The 13,704-nt window shown below is 63.3% G+C and carries 11 protein-coding genes and 1 pseudogene; 8 read left to right on the forward strand and 4 right to left on the reverse strand.

The features are described 5' to 3' along the window. Position 1: 1 nt before the first annotated feature. Positions 2-1,354 carry a type II toxin-antitoxin system HipA family toxin YjjJ gene (gene yjjJ / locus Q8L25_RS03940; RefSeq protein WP_308923637.1) on the reverse strand — a complete coding sequence of 451 codons (1,353 nt, stop codon included), beginning with the start codon at positions 1,352-1,354 and terminating at the stop codon, positions 2-4. A gap of 474 nt (positions 1,355-1,828) precedes the next feature. Between yjjJ and Q8L25_RS03945 the strand changes: the two are divergent. Both Q8L25_RS03945 and Q8L25_RS03950 read left to right on the forward strand, forming a co-directional pair. Next, positions 1,829-3,036, forward strand: a pseudogene (locus Q8L25_RS03945) (RtcB family protein). 11 nt (positions 3,037-3,047) lie between these two features. After that, positions 3,048-3,218, forward strand: a complete 171-nt coding sequence (locus Q8L25_RS03950; protein ID WP_308923638.1) for a hypothetical protein — start codon at positions 3,048-3,050, stop codon at positions 3,216-3,218. On the opposite strand, the gene Q8L25_RS03955 is transcribed toward Q8L25_RS03950, so the two are convergent. Further along, positions 3,215-3,985 carry a transporter substrate-binding domain-containing protein gene (locus Q8L25_RS03955; protein WP_308923639.1) on the reverse strand — a complete coding sequence of 257 codons (771 nt, stop codon included), beginning with the start codon at positions 3,983-3,985 and terminating at the stop codon, positions 3,215-3,217. The genes Q8L25_RS03950 and Q8L25_RS03955 overlap by 4 nt on opposite strands. A 126-nt stretch (positions 3,986-4,111) precedes the next feature. Between Q8L25_RS03955 and pnuC the strand changes: the two genes are divergently transcribed. Continuing rightward, a complete protein-coding gene (gene pnuC, locus Q8L25_RS03960; protein WP_308923640.1) occupies positions 4,112-4,696 on the forward strand; it encodes a nicotinamide riboside transporter PnuC in 585 nt (194 codons plus the stop codon). 313 nt (positions 4,697-5,009) lie between these two features. Next, positions 5,010-7,568: a TonB-dependent receptor gene (locus Q8L25_RS03965; protein ID WP_308923641.1), complete on the forward strand. Its 2,559-nt coding sequence runs from the start codon at positions 5,010-5,012 to the stop codon at positions 7,566-7,568. Here the strand turns inward: Q8L25_RS03965 and Q8L25_RS03970 are convergent. Further along, positions 7,497-8,405 (reverse strand): response regulator, encoded by a 909-nt coding sequence (locus tag Q8L25_RS03970; RefSeq protein ID WP_308923642.1) that lies wholly within the window; start codon positions 8,403-8,405, stop codon positions 7,497-7,499. The two genes, Q8L25_RS03965 and Q8L25_RS03970, sit on opposite strands and share 72 nt — an antisense overlap. A 346-nt stretch (positions 8,406-8,751) precedes the next feature. Here Q8L25_RS03970 and Q8L25_RS03975 point away from each other — a divergent pair, with 346 nt between their 5' ends. The 4 genes from Q8L25_RS03975 to Q8L25_RS03990 all read left to right on the forward strand — a co-directional run bounded on the left by Q8L25_RS03975 (position 8,752) and on the right by Q8L25_RS03990 (position 13,446). Continuing rightward, positions 8,752-9,282: a spore coat U domain-containing protein gene (locus Q8L25_RS03975; protein WP_308923643.1), complete on the forward strand. Its 531-nt coding sequence runs from the start codon at positions 8,752-8,754 to the stop codon at positions 9,280-9,282. A 10-nt stretch (positions 9,283-9,292) separates the two neighbouring features. Next, a complete protein-coding gene (locus tag Q8L25_RS03980; RefSeq protein ID WP_308923644.1) occupies positions 9,293-10,021 on the forward strand; it encodes a fimbria/pilus periplasmic chaperone in 729 nt (242 codons plus the stop codon). 78 nt (positions 10,022-10,099) lie between these two features. Then, a complete protein-coding gene (locus Q8L25_RS03985) occupies positions 10,100-12,445 on the forward strand; it encodes a fimbria/pilus outer membrane usher protein (protein WP_308923645.1) in 2,346 nt (781 codons plus the stop codon). Continuing rightward, on the forward strand, positions 12,445-13,446 hold the full coding sequence (locus Q8L25_RS03990; RefSeq protein WP_308923646.1) for a spore coat U domain-containing protein: 1,002 nt from the start codon (positions 12,445-12,447) through the stop codon (positions 13,444-13,446). The genes Q8L25_RS03985 and Q8L25_RS03990 overlap by 1 nt, the downstream gene beginning before the upstream one ends. Here Q8L25_RS03990 and Q8L25_RS03995 read toward each other — a convergent pair. Then, on the reverse strand, positions 13,443-13,676 hold the full coding sequence (locus Q8L25_RS03995) for a hypothetical protein (RefSeq protein WP_308923647.1): 234 nt from the start codon (positions 13,674-13,676) through the stop codon (positions 13,443-13,445). The two genes, Q8L25_RS03990 and Q8L25_RS03995, sit on opposite strands and share 4 nt — an antisense overlap. Between the last annotated feature and the right edge of the window lie 28 nt (positions 13,677-13,704).

Here is a 13,704-nt window from a genome sequence, read left to right on the forward strand (position 1 = left end):
GTCAAACGCGGCGCAAGGCCTGCACAGTCGCCAGGTGAGGCCGGGCGACATCGTTCTTGAAGGCGGTTGAAATATCCGCGTCATTGAGCACCTCGCTCCAGAATTGACTGGCCATGCCGGCGCAATGGGGCAGGTGGCGAAGTTCGAGCTGGGCGCCCAGATTGGGCATTGCTTGCCGCGCAATGACTTCGCCGTGGGCATTCGGACGATACAGCATCGGCAGCATGTCGTACGCTGGCAGCAAACGGTAGGACTGGTCGAATTCCCAGGAGACCGCCAGATTGCCGTGGTGGCGGTCCGTATTGCCGATCAGCGCACCATACAGGTCAAGTATTTCAACCGTCGCCACGTCATCGTTCGGCAGTTGGCCTAGCCGCGCCAGTTCCTTTGCCGCGACACTCCAGCTTTTGTCCTGCATGCCCAGGTCGCCATCGAGCGCCGACAAGGTGGCCATTGGCAAGCGTCCCATCAGGCCATTTCGATCGAAGCGCACCACTTCCAGGAACATGCGCTTGCCGGCTTCCAGGATGGCCGTGCTTGCCGTGGCAATCCCGTGACTGGCCAGTACCTCCAGCGCCAGGTGTTCGCACAGCAGCAGGTCGCCCCAGCGGCGGCCGCCCGGTGTGTCGAGCGGTGGCGAGAATTTGACGATGACGTGTTCAATCTTGGCTGGTGCGAAGGCGCGCTGCAGCACTGCCGTGAATTTCGGTTGTTCTCCTCCGGCCGATGAACCAGGTGGCTCGCCCTGCATGGCCTGTTCTGCCATGGACGGATACCATTTTTCGCGCTCCTGCTCGATTAGTAACGATTGCGCCAGCGCGGGGCCTTCAGCCAGATATCGTGCATACGATTCATTGCCCAGTATCAGGTTGCCGGCCGCTTGCTCGCTGCGGCGGGCGATATATTTGAGCACTTGCTCAGGCGTCCATTGCAAGATGTCGGCCGGCAGGTCGAGCTCAGGGTGCTTGCCGGGTTCCATGCGGCCGAGGAAGCCCTGCGGCCGCAGATCGCCGAGAAAAAATGGCATGCCCTGGAACAAACGGTATGAGGTTTCACCTGCGTTGGTCAGCGCATGAAAGCCGCCCTCCAGCGTGTCGAGCTGGCCGGCGGGCGCTACCTGGCCGGTTGCGTCGACGCGGAACAGGGGAACCGGTGCTGGCACGCCTGCAATCTTGCGCCGCAAGGCATAACGGCGCGCCCTGCCAGCGCCCAGTGCGACCCCATCCGTGATCGTTTTCCACAGGCGAGAGAGCGTTGGCTGGCTGATGCCCAAGGCATCGACCAGCGCTGGCGCCGTTGCTGGTCCTTGTTTCAACAGCCGCACCAGCTCTGCAGCATGTTCTTTTTTGGCCATTTTTCGGATTTGTTGAATAGATTTATAGGTGATTAATCGATTAAAAAATCACATGTAATCAATAATATATAGAAATTAAAGCAAAAGATGAATAGATTTATGAATAGATTAATGAATAGATAGCCGCAGCGATTTGGACCAGTCCGACGGTGAAAAATGACAGTCTGGAAAAATCATGTTTTTTACAACATATGGTTGTTTTATCATGCGGCCGGTTGACACGGCCCGCAGCCAAGGCGCAGAATCGTGGCTCGGTCAGTTCATCCACCCAACAATGAAAGGAAACAGCATGCAATACCAGGCTAGCCACAATTTGAATCACAACTAGCCCCGTGCATGCTGCTCGGGGTCATCGATCCCGAGCCGGCGTTCCTTTATAGAACCCCGGTGAGGAAACTCGCCGGGGTTTTGTTTTTTGGCGTGCGCTGTTCAGCGGCGCCGGCAGGCAAGACCCTGGCATACCAAGGTTCACGTATGCCCATTCATCAGACCCTGCACGGCTTGCACGTACCCGTGCACATTTTTACCGACGATATCGACGCGCAGGCGCTGCGCCAGCTGCAGCAGATCGCCAGCCTGTCCATCGTCCATCCGTTTGTCGCCGCCATGCCCGACGTGCATGCCGGTATCGGCGCCACCGTCGGCAGCGTGATTCCCACGCGCGGCGCGATTATTCCGGCCGCCGTCGGCGTCGATATCGGCTGCGGCATGAACGCCGTGCGCACCACCTTGACGGCCAGCGACTTGCCCGACAACCTGGTGCGGCTGCGCAGCAGCATCGAGGCGGCCGTGCCGGTCGGCTTCGAACAGCATGACTGGAGCAAGGTTCAGGGCTCGCGCCAGGCGCGCGCCACGCGGCCCCTGAACGACCGTTTGCTGCGCATCGTCGAGCGCCACCCTGGCATCGCGAAAATGCTGCGCCAGTTCGAGCGCAGCTGGATCTGCCAGGCCGGCACCCTGGGGGGCGGCAACCATTTCATCGAGATCTGCCTCGATGAGGAACAGCGCGTGTGGGTCATGCTGCACTCGGGCTCGCGCGGCATCGGCAATGCGATCGGCCGCTACTTCATCGCCGCCGCACAGAAGGACATGCGGCGCCACAAAATCCAGTTGCCGGATGCGGACCTGGCCTATGTCAGCGAGGGGTCCACCGTGTTCGACGACTATGTGGAAGCGGTCGCCTGGGCGCAGGATTATGCGCTGCTCAACCGCAGCGAGATGATGCGGCTGGTGCTCGAGGCGCTGGCGAAATGTGCGCCACCGTTCCGGCTCGATGGCGAGGCGATCAACTGCCACCATAACTACATTGCGCAGGAAACGCATGGCAATGAAGACTTGTATGTCACGCGCAAGGGGGCCATCTCGGCAAGGCTGGGCGAATGGGGCATTATCCCCGGCAGCATGGGCGCGCGCAGCTTTATCGTGCGCGGCAGGGCAATCCCCAGTCGCTGTGTTCATGCTCGCACGGCGCCGGGCGCAGCATGAGCCGCAGCGAAGCGAAGCGGCGTTTCGACCGCTTCGACCTGATCGCGCAGACAACGGGCATCGAGTGCCGCAAGGACGGTGGCGTGATCGACGAGATCCCCGCCGCCTACAAGGATATCGATGCGGTGATGGCGCACCAGAGCGACCTGGTGGAAGTGGTGCACACCTTGCGCCAGGTTGTCTGCATCAAGGGTTGAAAGGAGAAACCATGAAACTGAAACTGAAAACACCGAAGCCGCGCAACCCGCTGGTGGTAGCCGCCAAGCTGCGCGGCGGCGCCGGCGCGCACCAGTCCGAGGTGTCGCCGCGCGCGGCGCGCCGGGCCGGCAAGCACCGCTTGCAGCAATTGCTGGCGGGGCGGCTGAAGGAGGATCGCTAGTCCCCGCCGCGCTCATGGCGCGCGCGGATGGCCGCCAGCACGCCCTGCTGCCGCAAGCGCGTGATGGCGCCGTCCAGCCGTGCCAGGTCGGCGGGGCTGGTGGTGCGTGGGTTGAGCATCAGGTGCACCGGCGCGCGCAGCACGGTGAACGGCAGGGCGGCCAGCGCCACGCCCTGCTGGCGTGCCGCGTGGCGTACGGCCAGGGTGTCACCCAGCAGCAGGTCGGCACGGCCGGCGTCGAGCATGCGCACGCCTTGTTCGATGCCGGCAAACAGATTGAGCCGGCCGCGCTGCTCCAGCGCCGGCATGGCTGCCGCATAGGCGTCGCCATACCAGCCGACCCTGGGCGCGAGCAGGGTCTGCTTGCCGCGCAGGACCTGCGCAAAGCTGGTGGCCGGCGGCGACACGGCGTGGCCCGGTTGCTGGAACAGGCCGACGATCTCGTCGCGGTAGCTGACGGTGAAGCGCGCATAGGCCTGGCGCTCGGGCGTATCGGAGGCGGCCACCATCAGGTCCAGGCGGCCCTCGCGGAACAGCAGCAGGCGCCGCGCCGCCGGCAACTCCGGCAAGGTCACCAGGGTGCATCGCGCTTCCTTGAAGATGGCGCGCAGCAGTTCCAGGTCCAGTCCCGCGTAGCCGCCGTGCGCCTCGCGGTACACAGAGGGTGGCCATTGTTCCAGCGCCATCGTCATGCGGCAGGCGGTCGCGGGCAGGGCGCACAGCAGGAGCGCCGCCATCGACGCCAGGCGTGGCCAGGTTTTTTTCAAGACGCTTCCATGGACTGTTTAACCAATAGTCAATTTGACAGAATCACCATGGAAGTCAAGCGCCGAGGCCGCATAAATCCGCTATAGTGGCGCGATGCTCCGCCCCTCACCGCAAAGGAAGCCCGCTTGACTCCCCCGCTCGAAATCGCCGCCAATGTGCTGATGACCGCCTCCATCATCCTGGCCGGACGCAACAACATTCATTCCTGGTGGATCGGCATGCTCGGCTGCGTGCTGTTTGCCGTGCTGTTTTATGAAGTCAACCTGTATGCGGACGTGCTGCTGCAGCTGTTCTTTATCGCCACCTGCGCGATTGGCTGGGTGCAGTGGCGGCGCGGCGCGGCGGGCAAGCCGCTGCCGATCACGCGCACGGGCTGGCGCAGCCTGGCGTGGATCGTGCCGGCTGGCGTGGCCGCCGTCGTCATCTACGGCATGCTGCTGCATACCTGGACCAATGCCTACGCGCCCTTTATCGATTCGGCCGTGCTGGTGTTCAGCGTCATCGCGCAATTCTTGCTGATGAGCCGGCGCCTGGAGACCTGGGGCTTCTGGCTGCTGGTCAATACGGTAGCGGTGCCGCTGTACTACAGCCGCGGCCTGCACCTGACGGCCGTGCTGTATGCGGCCTACTGGATCAATGCGCTGGTGTCGTGGTACTGGTGGCATGTGCAGGCGCGCCGCGCCGCGGCGGCCGCCGCCGCCGTGGCCTGAGCCTTTAGACTCAAAACGTATATACAATCAATTTTAAATTCGTTCTGGATTGAAAGACACCGCGATATAGTGGGGCTTCCCCGCTTACCGGTATCTTTCATGTCGCGTTTTACTGTATTCAGCTATTTTTCTACCGTTCCATCGGCCATGTGCGCAAGCCTGCGCATGCCGATGCGGGCGCGCCGCCGCATCCCGTAATTCCTTAAAAAATCCCACTGCCGTTGTCCGCTGGCTGAGGTACCCCTCGGCCAGCAGGCCCCTGCACGCCTGTTTTATCCAAAACAGGCACAACTTATCCCATCAAGAGGAAACCATGCTCAAACCACTCGCCGTCAGTCTCGCCATCGCCGCCGCTTTTCCCGCTCACGTCCATGCGCAGGAAGAGATGGTGCGCGTGAATGTCACCGGCTCGAATATCCGCGTCAGCGAAAAAGAGGGCGCCAGCGCCGTGCAGGTGATCACCGCCAGGGAGCTCAAAGCCGGCGGCAAGACCAGCGTGGCCGAAGTGCTGCGCGCCATTTCCGCCAACAGCGGCAACAGCTACAACGAACAATACACGGGCAGTTTTTCGGCCGGCACGTCCGGCTTGTCGCTGCGCGGCATCGGCCAGAAAAACACGCTGATCCTGGTCAACGGCAAGCGCGTGGCCAGCTACGCCACGGCGCAAAACCTGCAGGAGACCTTCGTCGACCTGAACAGCCTGCCGATGGCGGCGGTGCAGCGCATCGAGGTGCTCAAGGACGGCGCTTCCTCGGTCTACGGTTCCGATGCGGTGGCCGGCGTGGTCAACATCATCCTGTACCAGGAATTCACGGGCACCGAAGTGACGGCGCAGCTGGGCGGCTCGACCGAGGGCACCGGCCAGACCGAGAAAAGCGCGGCGCTGCAGACCGGTTTCGGCAAGCTGCAGGACGACGGCTACAGCGTGGTGCTATCCATCGATGCGCAGCAGCGCGACAAGCTGCAGCAAAGCGACGTGGCCTGGATGCGCGACGCGGATTTCCGCAACCAGCAGCGCGGCAACCTGGGCTGGGCGATTACCAACTACGCCGGCTCGGACCCGACCCGCACCCTGGGTGGCGTGCAAGGACCTTTGCTGCTGGTGAACTATGGCGACATCACGCCAGGCAAGACGGGCCAGGTGCTGGCCTACAATCCCGCACCGTATAAAACGCTGATCCCGGGCATCAAGCGCGTGCACACGGCCGCGCGCGCCACCTTCAAATTGAATGCCGAGACGGAAGCGTATGTCGACCTGTTGCACAGCTATTCGCGCGCCGACCAGACCTTCAGCGCGCCGCTGACCGTCAACAATGCCACGCGCGTGTGGAACAACGCCACGCAAGCGCTCGACACGATTCCCGTGGTGCTGCCGGTGGGCCATCCGAACAATCCGGGCGCCACGCCACTGCCGTTTACGGCCACGCTGTTCGACCTGGGCCCGCGCATGAAGCAGGACAAGGTGACGTTCTACCGCGCGCTGGCCGGCGTGAAAGGCACGCTGGCGGGCTGGGACTGGGATGCGTCCATCGGCCATTCCAGCAGCGAACTGAAGGAAACCGTGCAGAACTTCGTCAACCGCTACGAGTTTGAAAAAGTCCTGGCCGACGGCAGCTACAATTTTTTTGACCAGTCGAAAAACAGCGAGGCGGTGCGCAACCGCTTGCGCCTGTCGACCCTGCGCCCGGCCCAGTCGACGCTGGACACGCTGGACTTTTCGGCTGCAAAGGATATCTGGGACTTGCCGGCCGGCCCGCTGGGTTTTGCCGCCGGCGCGCAGTGGCGCCGCGAAAAAATGGATTCGCAAACCTCGACCGCCGTCTTGTCCGGCACCGAGCTGCGCCCGGCCATCAATATCATCGACGGCGCGCGCGACGTGTCGGCGCTGTTCGCCGAATTGAATGTACCGGTGGTCAAGGACCTGTCGCTGAACCTGGCCGGACGGGCCGACCATTACAGCGATTTCGGCAATGCGTTTTCGCCGAAGGCCAGCGCCCGTTACCAGGCCGCGCCATGGCTGCTGCTGCGCGGCACGGCCTCGCGCGGCTTCCGCGCGCCGTCGCTGCCCGAGATCACGCAAAGCACGGCCGTCAGTTATGTCAGCGTGATCGATCCGCGCGACCCGCAAACGCCGACCCAGTCGCGCGGCGTGACGGCGATCACCATCGCCAATACGGAACTGCGTCCCGAGCGCTCGAAAAACATCAACCTGGGGGTGGTGATTTCGCCGACCAGCAGTTCGAGCATCGGCCTCGATTACTACCGCATCCGCCAGGATGGCGTGATCGGCACGGAAAGCGCCGTCACCACCATCGCCAATGAAGCGGCAACGCCGGGCAAGGTCACGCGTGACGCCGACGGGCGCATCACCACCCTGTACCGCCAGTACCGCAACCAGGGCCAGCGCGACGTGTCGGGCATCGACCTCGACCTGCGCCAGCGCTTTGTGGGCAAGGATTGGGGCAAGCTGACCCTGGCAGGCCAGCTGAGCCGCGTGCTGCGCTTTGCCGAACCGTTATCGGATGGCGCGGCGCTGACGGACGGCGCCGGCACCAATTATTTCGGCTCGATCCCGAAATGGCGCGGCGTCAGTTCGGCCACCTGGGAGCTGGGAAAATGGTCGTCGACCCTGACCTGGAATTATGCCGGCAGCTATGCGCAGAACACGCACCTGGATGAATCGGTGGCCGCCTTCAGCACCTTCGACATCAACACGAGCTGGCAGCTCACGCCACAGGCGAACGTCAGCTTCATCGTGCAGAACCTGGCCAACAAGCGCGCGCCGTGGGATTATTCGGCGTCAGGCTTCGACTACACGCAGGCCGATCCGCGCGGCCGCTTTGCGTCGCTCAAGCTGAACTACAAGTTCTGAGCGCGGCGCCTGCGACGAGTCAGTGCGGCGCCCAGGCGGTTGCCGGTGCGTTGCGCTGTTCCAGCAGGCGGTGGGGGTGACGCCCATGCGTTCGCGAAAGGCGGTGGCGAAATTGCCGGCGTTGTGAAAGCCGATCAGCAGGGCGATATCCTGCACGTCGATCTCGGTCTGCTGCAGCAGTTCCACGCCGCGCGCGATGCGCGCTTCGCGGATAAAGGCAAACACCGTCATGCCGGTCTGCTCGCGGAACATCAGGGTCAGTTTTTCACGGTAGGTGCCCACGCTGCGGGCGATTTCGGACAGGTTGGGCAGGCTGCCCAGGTTGTCGAGGATCAGCTGCTTGACGGCGTTGACGAACACCAGGTCGGGATGCTGCTGCGGCTTGTCGCCGTCTGGCGCGGCAGGCGCCGCAGTGCTCCCGGTGCTCGCAGCGCTGTCGGCGCGCCGCATCAGGCCCAGGTGGATATGGATGCGGGCGGCCAGTTCGGCCGGCGTAAACGGTTTCGAGATATAGTCGACGCCGCCCACCTGCAAGCCCATCACGCGTTCATTGACGGCGTCGGCGCCGCTGAGAAAGATCACCGGGATATGTTCGGTTTCAGGGTTGGCCTTGAGCAAACGACACGCCGTGTAGCCATCCATTTCCGGCATGCGCACGTCGAGCAGTATCAGGTCGGGGTGCGTCGCCAGCGCCAGCTGGTAACCCTGGTAACCATTGTAGGCCACGCTGAAACGGTATGGCTCGTCGCTCAGGAGCTCCGTCAGCATGCGCTGCTCGAACGCGGAATCGTCCACGATCAAGATGTTCTTTTTACCGGTTTCGCTGGCTATCGACATGATGTTGATGAGTTAACCAATAAGCAAGTTGTGGTTTATTATGCCCTGCTTTCAAATTATTTTCTGCTTTTCGCGTGTTTCAAAAGATGTTTCTCCGCATTAAGAAGCAGCAATTTCATGGATGACTAATAATCGGGTCATACATTGATCCAAAGCAATGCCGCTGATAAAAAAATCTGCTTTGCCATCTAGGCAAAGCTGCCGAGAGCCCAAGAATGCCGGCGATTGGCAGTTGAACTTGTTGTCCTGGTTTGCGTGCCCGAGAAAACGCCGGCAATACCGTGACTATCCTCGTGTCCCTCCACAAGAGGGGCCATTCATTGATGCTTCAACATCAGGAGGTAGTATGTTACGCGCTAAATTTTCCCCTTTCGCCGCCGCTGCGGTTACCCTTTCCCTGATCGCCGCTTCCTTGCCTGTGACCGGCACTGCGGCGACGTATCTGAACGGTTCGAACAACACCACCTTTGACGTGACGCTGAAGATCATCGCCAACTGCGTGATCTCGGCGGCACCACTCGATTTCGGCCAGACTCAAGGTGTACTGGCTAGCAACGTGAGTGTCAATACCAACCTGAGCGTAACCTGCACTAACACTACGCCGTATAACGTGGGCCTGAACGCCGGCACCGGTTCCGGTTCGGTCGGCACCACGCGCTATCTGGCGGGTACCGGCGGCAATACGGCCACCGTGCAATACAACCTGTTCCAGACCGCCGGCGCCACCGTCTGGGGCAATACCCAGGGCACCGATACGCACAGCGGCACCGGTACGGGTGCGGCCCAGACCATCACGGTGTATGGCCAGGTGCCGCCGCAAAGCACGCCGGCGCCCGATACCTACAAGTCGACCATCACGGCTACCGTGTACTTCTGAGTCGGACTTCATGACGGCCCGCCGTACCTTGCTCCTGTCGCTGCTGTTGCTCGGCATCGCAGGCATGGGACCGGCGGGGGCTGCCAACCTGCAGATTTCTCCCGTCACCATCACTCTGCGCGCCGAGCAAAGTTCGGCCGGCATCACCTTGCAAAACCTCGGTGATGCGCCGCTGTTCGGCCAGGTGCGGGTGTTTCTGTGGGACCAGGCCAATGGCGAGGAAGCACTCACGCCGACGCAGGAACTGGTGGCCAGTCCGCCGATTGTCGAGATCGCTGCAAACAGCCGGCAGACCATCCGCCTGGTGCGCACGCAAGCCGGTCCCGCGCCGCAGGAACGTACCTACCGCGTGCTGATCGACGAGGTGGCGCGCGATGATGATCCGGCCCGCAGCGGGGTCGATATCCGCCTGCGCTACTCGGTGCCCGTGTTCGTGCTGCCCAGCGGCGTGCCGGGCAAGGAAGCGCTCGACTGGCAGGTGTACCGCAAGGATGGCGAGTGGATGTTGCGTGTGCAAAACAGCGGCAACTTCCATGCGCAGATCGGCAGCCTGACCCTGACCAACCAGGCCGGCAAGGATTTTGTCATCAGCAGTGGCCTGTTCGGTTATGTGCTGGCGGGCCGCATGCGCGTCTGGCGCCTGCCCGTCGCCAAGGACGCCGCGCTGCAAGGACCGCTGGCGATTGCCGTGAATGTCAATGCAAAGGCGAGCGTTGCCCGAAACTCGACACCACCCTGACGATTGCCATCATGGCGCACGCTTGCTCAACCGGGGCTATCCATGAGATGGACGTTTACATGGCAGGCGGGTGTGATAGTGCTGCTGGTCCTCGCCACCCGGGCCGCATCCGCAGCCGACGCCGCAGCGGTGACCGGCGCCGATCCCGGCCCGGCCAGCTTGCCGCACGATGCGGCGACGCCCAATGAATTGTATCTGGAGGTCATATTGAATGCCGAAGCAACCGGACTGATCTTGCGCTTTACCCAGCAGGGAAAAGGCTTGCTCAGCAGCGTGGAGAACTTGCAGCAGCTTGGGCTGGATCCGGTGCGCTTCGGCGCATCCGGCCAGGCCGAGGTGGCGCTCGACTCCATCGCCGGGCTCGGCTATGACTATGATCCGGCGCGCCAGAGCATCGCCCTGCGCGTCGACGACAGCCTGCGCATGCCGTATGCCGTCAGCGCGCGCTCGACCACCCGCCCGGCGCCGTCGCAGGTGACGCCAGGCGCCGTGCTCAACTACGAAGTGTATTCCGAGCTGGGCCAGACGCGCCGCAGCGCGCTGTTCAACGACCTGCGCTATTTCAACCAGCACGGCGTGTTCAGCAATACCGGCACCATCAGCCTCGGTGGCGGCCAGCGCGAGTACATGCGCTTCGACACGTTCTGGAACCATGCCAATCCCGACACGCTGGAAAGCTGGCAGGTGGGCGACCTGATTTCGTCGTCGCTGAGCTGGAGCCGCGCCCTGCGCATGGGCGGCTTTCAATGGCGCAAGAATTTCCAGCTGCGCCCGGACTTGCTGACCTTTCCCGTCGCCTCGGTCGATGGCACGGCGCTGGTGCCGTCCTCGCTGAGCCTGTACGTCAACGGGGTACAGCAATATGCGGCCAGCGTGCCCAGCGGCCCGTTCGTGCTGAACCAGGTGAGCGGCATCAACGGCGCCGGCCAGGCCACCATCATCACGCGCGATGCGCTGGGCCGCAGCGTGACGACCACCTTGCCGCTGTATGTCGACACGCGCTTGCTGGCACGCGAACTGAGCGATTATTCGGTCGAAGTGGGCGTGCTGCGCCGCAACTATGGCCGCAGCTCGTGGGGCTATGCGAACGATCCGGTGGCCATCGCCTCGGGCCGTTACGGTATCAGCGACGATCTGACCGTCGAAGCCCATGGCGAAGTCACGCGCGGCGTGCTGAACGGCGGCGTGGGCGGCTTGCTGCGCCTGGGACAAAGCGGCGTGATCAATGGCTCGCTGGCCGCCAGCGGCGGACGCAACAAGGGCGCGCAGGCCAGCGTCGGCTACCAGTACCTGGGGCCGCGCTTCAGCATCGACGCGCAAAGCACGCGCTCCAGTGCGCATTACGGCGACGTGGCCACGCGCGACGGCAGCCCGGCCGTGCGCGCGGCCGACCGCGTCTCGCTGAACCTGGCCCTGCCGGCCGGGCAAAGCGTCAACCTCAGCTACATCACCTACCGTTCGCCGGGCCTGGAGGCATCGAAAATCGTCACCGCCGGCTACACGGCCTCGCTGTTCAAAAGCGTGTTCCTCAACGCCAGCCTGTACCAGGACCTGCGCGACAGCGCGCAGCGCGGTTTTTATTTTGGCCTGAGCATGGCGTTTGATGATATCGGCATCAGCGCCAGCGGCAGCCGGCAAAACAATGTCAACAGCCGCAGTTTCAACGCCCAGCAAAGCGCCGATTTTGGCGGCGGCTTCGGCTGGGCAGTGCAGGGTGGCACTTCGGGCGGCCTCGATTACCGCCAGGGCCAGCTGGAATACCTGGGCAACTATGGCCGCCTGACGGGCCGCGTGCAAAGCAGCGCCCTCAGCAATGCCTCGGCGCTGGGTGCTTCAGGTGCGGTGGTATTGATGGACGGCCACCTGGCCGCCGCGCGCCAGGTCGGCAACGGTTTTGCGCTGGTGTCGACCGGCGGCGTGGCGAATATTCCGGTACTGCATGAAAACCGCCAGATCGGCGTGACCGGCAGCAGCGGCTACCTGCTGGTACCGAACCTGAATGCCTATGGCAACAACCAGATCGCCATCGGCACCGAGGGCCTGGACGCCGACGCGCGCGTGCCGGTCACCAATATCAACGTGGTGCCGCGCAGCCTATCCGGCGTGCTGGCCGCCTTCCCGGTCGAACGCTACAGCGCCGCCACCGTGATCGTGCATGGCGAAGACGCCAAGCCCTTGCCGGCCGGCTTGCCGGTGCTGCATGTGCAAAGCGGCAAGCGCACCGTGGTGGGCTTTGACGGCGTCACCTTTGTCGACGATTTGTCGGCCGAGAATGAAATGCGCATCGGCGACGACGACAACCTGTGCGTGGTGCGCTTTGCCTATGTGCGCCCGGCCGCCGGCGGCTTGCCGGTGATCGGCCCGTTGCGCTGCCGCAACGTCAAGCGTCCGGCCGCACCGGCCGCCAGCGAAGGAGGCCGCTGATGCGCCGCCTGCTGAGCTTGATTGTGATGCTGCTGGGCTGCGCCTGTGCCACCCAGGCCCAGGCCCAGAACACCTGTTCGGCCACCGTGGTCGATGCCAACTTCGGCGCCATCTCGCCGATTTCGGGCGCCGACTATACGCTCACCGGCTCGGGCACGCTCAGCTGCACCTTTGCGCCGCTGGCGCCCTTGCTGACGGCGTATGTGAGCGCCTGCCTGAACCTGAACCTGGGCACCAATTCGCTGTCGGCCCCGGCGCGCATGCTGGGCAATGGCACCTTGCGCATGCCCTACAACCTGTACGTCGACGCCAGCTACGCGCCGGCGTCGATCTGGGGCGGGCCGGGCGTGACGGGTGCGCTGTCCTCGCTGCCCGTGTCGCTGTCGATGGGGCTGCTGTCGCTGGGCGGCACCAAGACGCAGAATTTCAGTTTCTACGGCAAGATCCCGGCCGGCGCCGCGCTGGCGGCGGTGTCCACCGTCAATAACAGCAACACCGAGTACAGCTCCAGTTTTACGGGCGCCGGCACCTTGACCTATGCGATCAGCGTCCTGGCGGCCCCCGCCAATTGCCTGGGCAACAGCGCCAGCTTCGGTTTTACCGTCAAGGCCACCGCCACCAACAACTGCACCATCACCGCCACGCCGATGGCGTTTACCACCGCCACCGTGCTGACGGGATCGGTGCGCAGCACCAGCACCCTGACGGTGCGCTGCGTCAACAACAACGGCTACCAGATCGCCCTGAACGGCGGCGCGGTGGCGGGCAATGTGGCGGCGCGGAAAATGAAAAATACCGTGTCGGCGGCCACCATCGATTATCAGTTGTCGGGCACGCTCGACGGCCCCTTGTGGGGCGATGGCACGGCTGGCACGGCGATGGTGACGGGCACGGGCACGGGCAACAGCGTGCCGGTGACGATCTACGGACGGGTGCCGGCGCAAACCACGCCGGTGCCGGGCGACTACAAGGATACGGTGACGGCGACGATTTACTTTTAGAACGTGATGCTGAGCTGGCCGTCGATGCCGGCCTGGCGTTCGATCATGTAAGGCGAATTGTGCTGGCAGCGCACGCTGGGCATGGCGCTGCCGCGGGAAGTGACGGTGCATGCTTCAAGTACCACGAAAGTGGCCTGGAAGGAAGCGGACGAGCTAGTACCGGCAGTGGTGGTCTGGCAAACAGACAGAGCGAGCAAGGCTGGCAGGAAAGCAAACTTCAAAGATTTCATCTTGGTCGCATCTGGTTGAAACGGACAT

The sequence above is a fragment of the Janthinobacterium sp. J1-1 genome, from assembly GCF_030944405.1.
GTDB lineage: Bacteria > Pseudomonadota > Gammaproteobacteria > Burkholderiales > Burkholderiaceae_D > Janthinobacterium.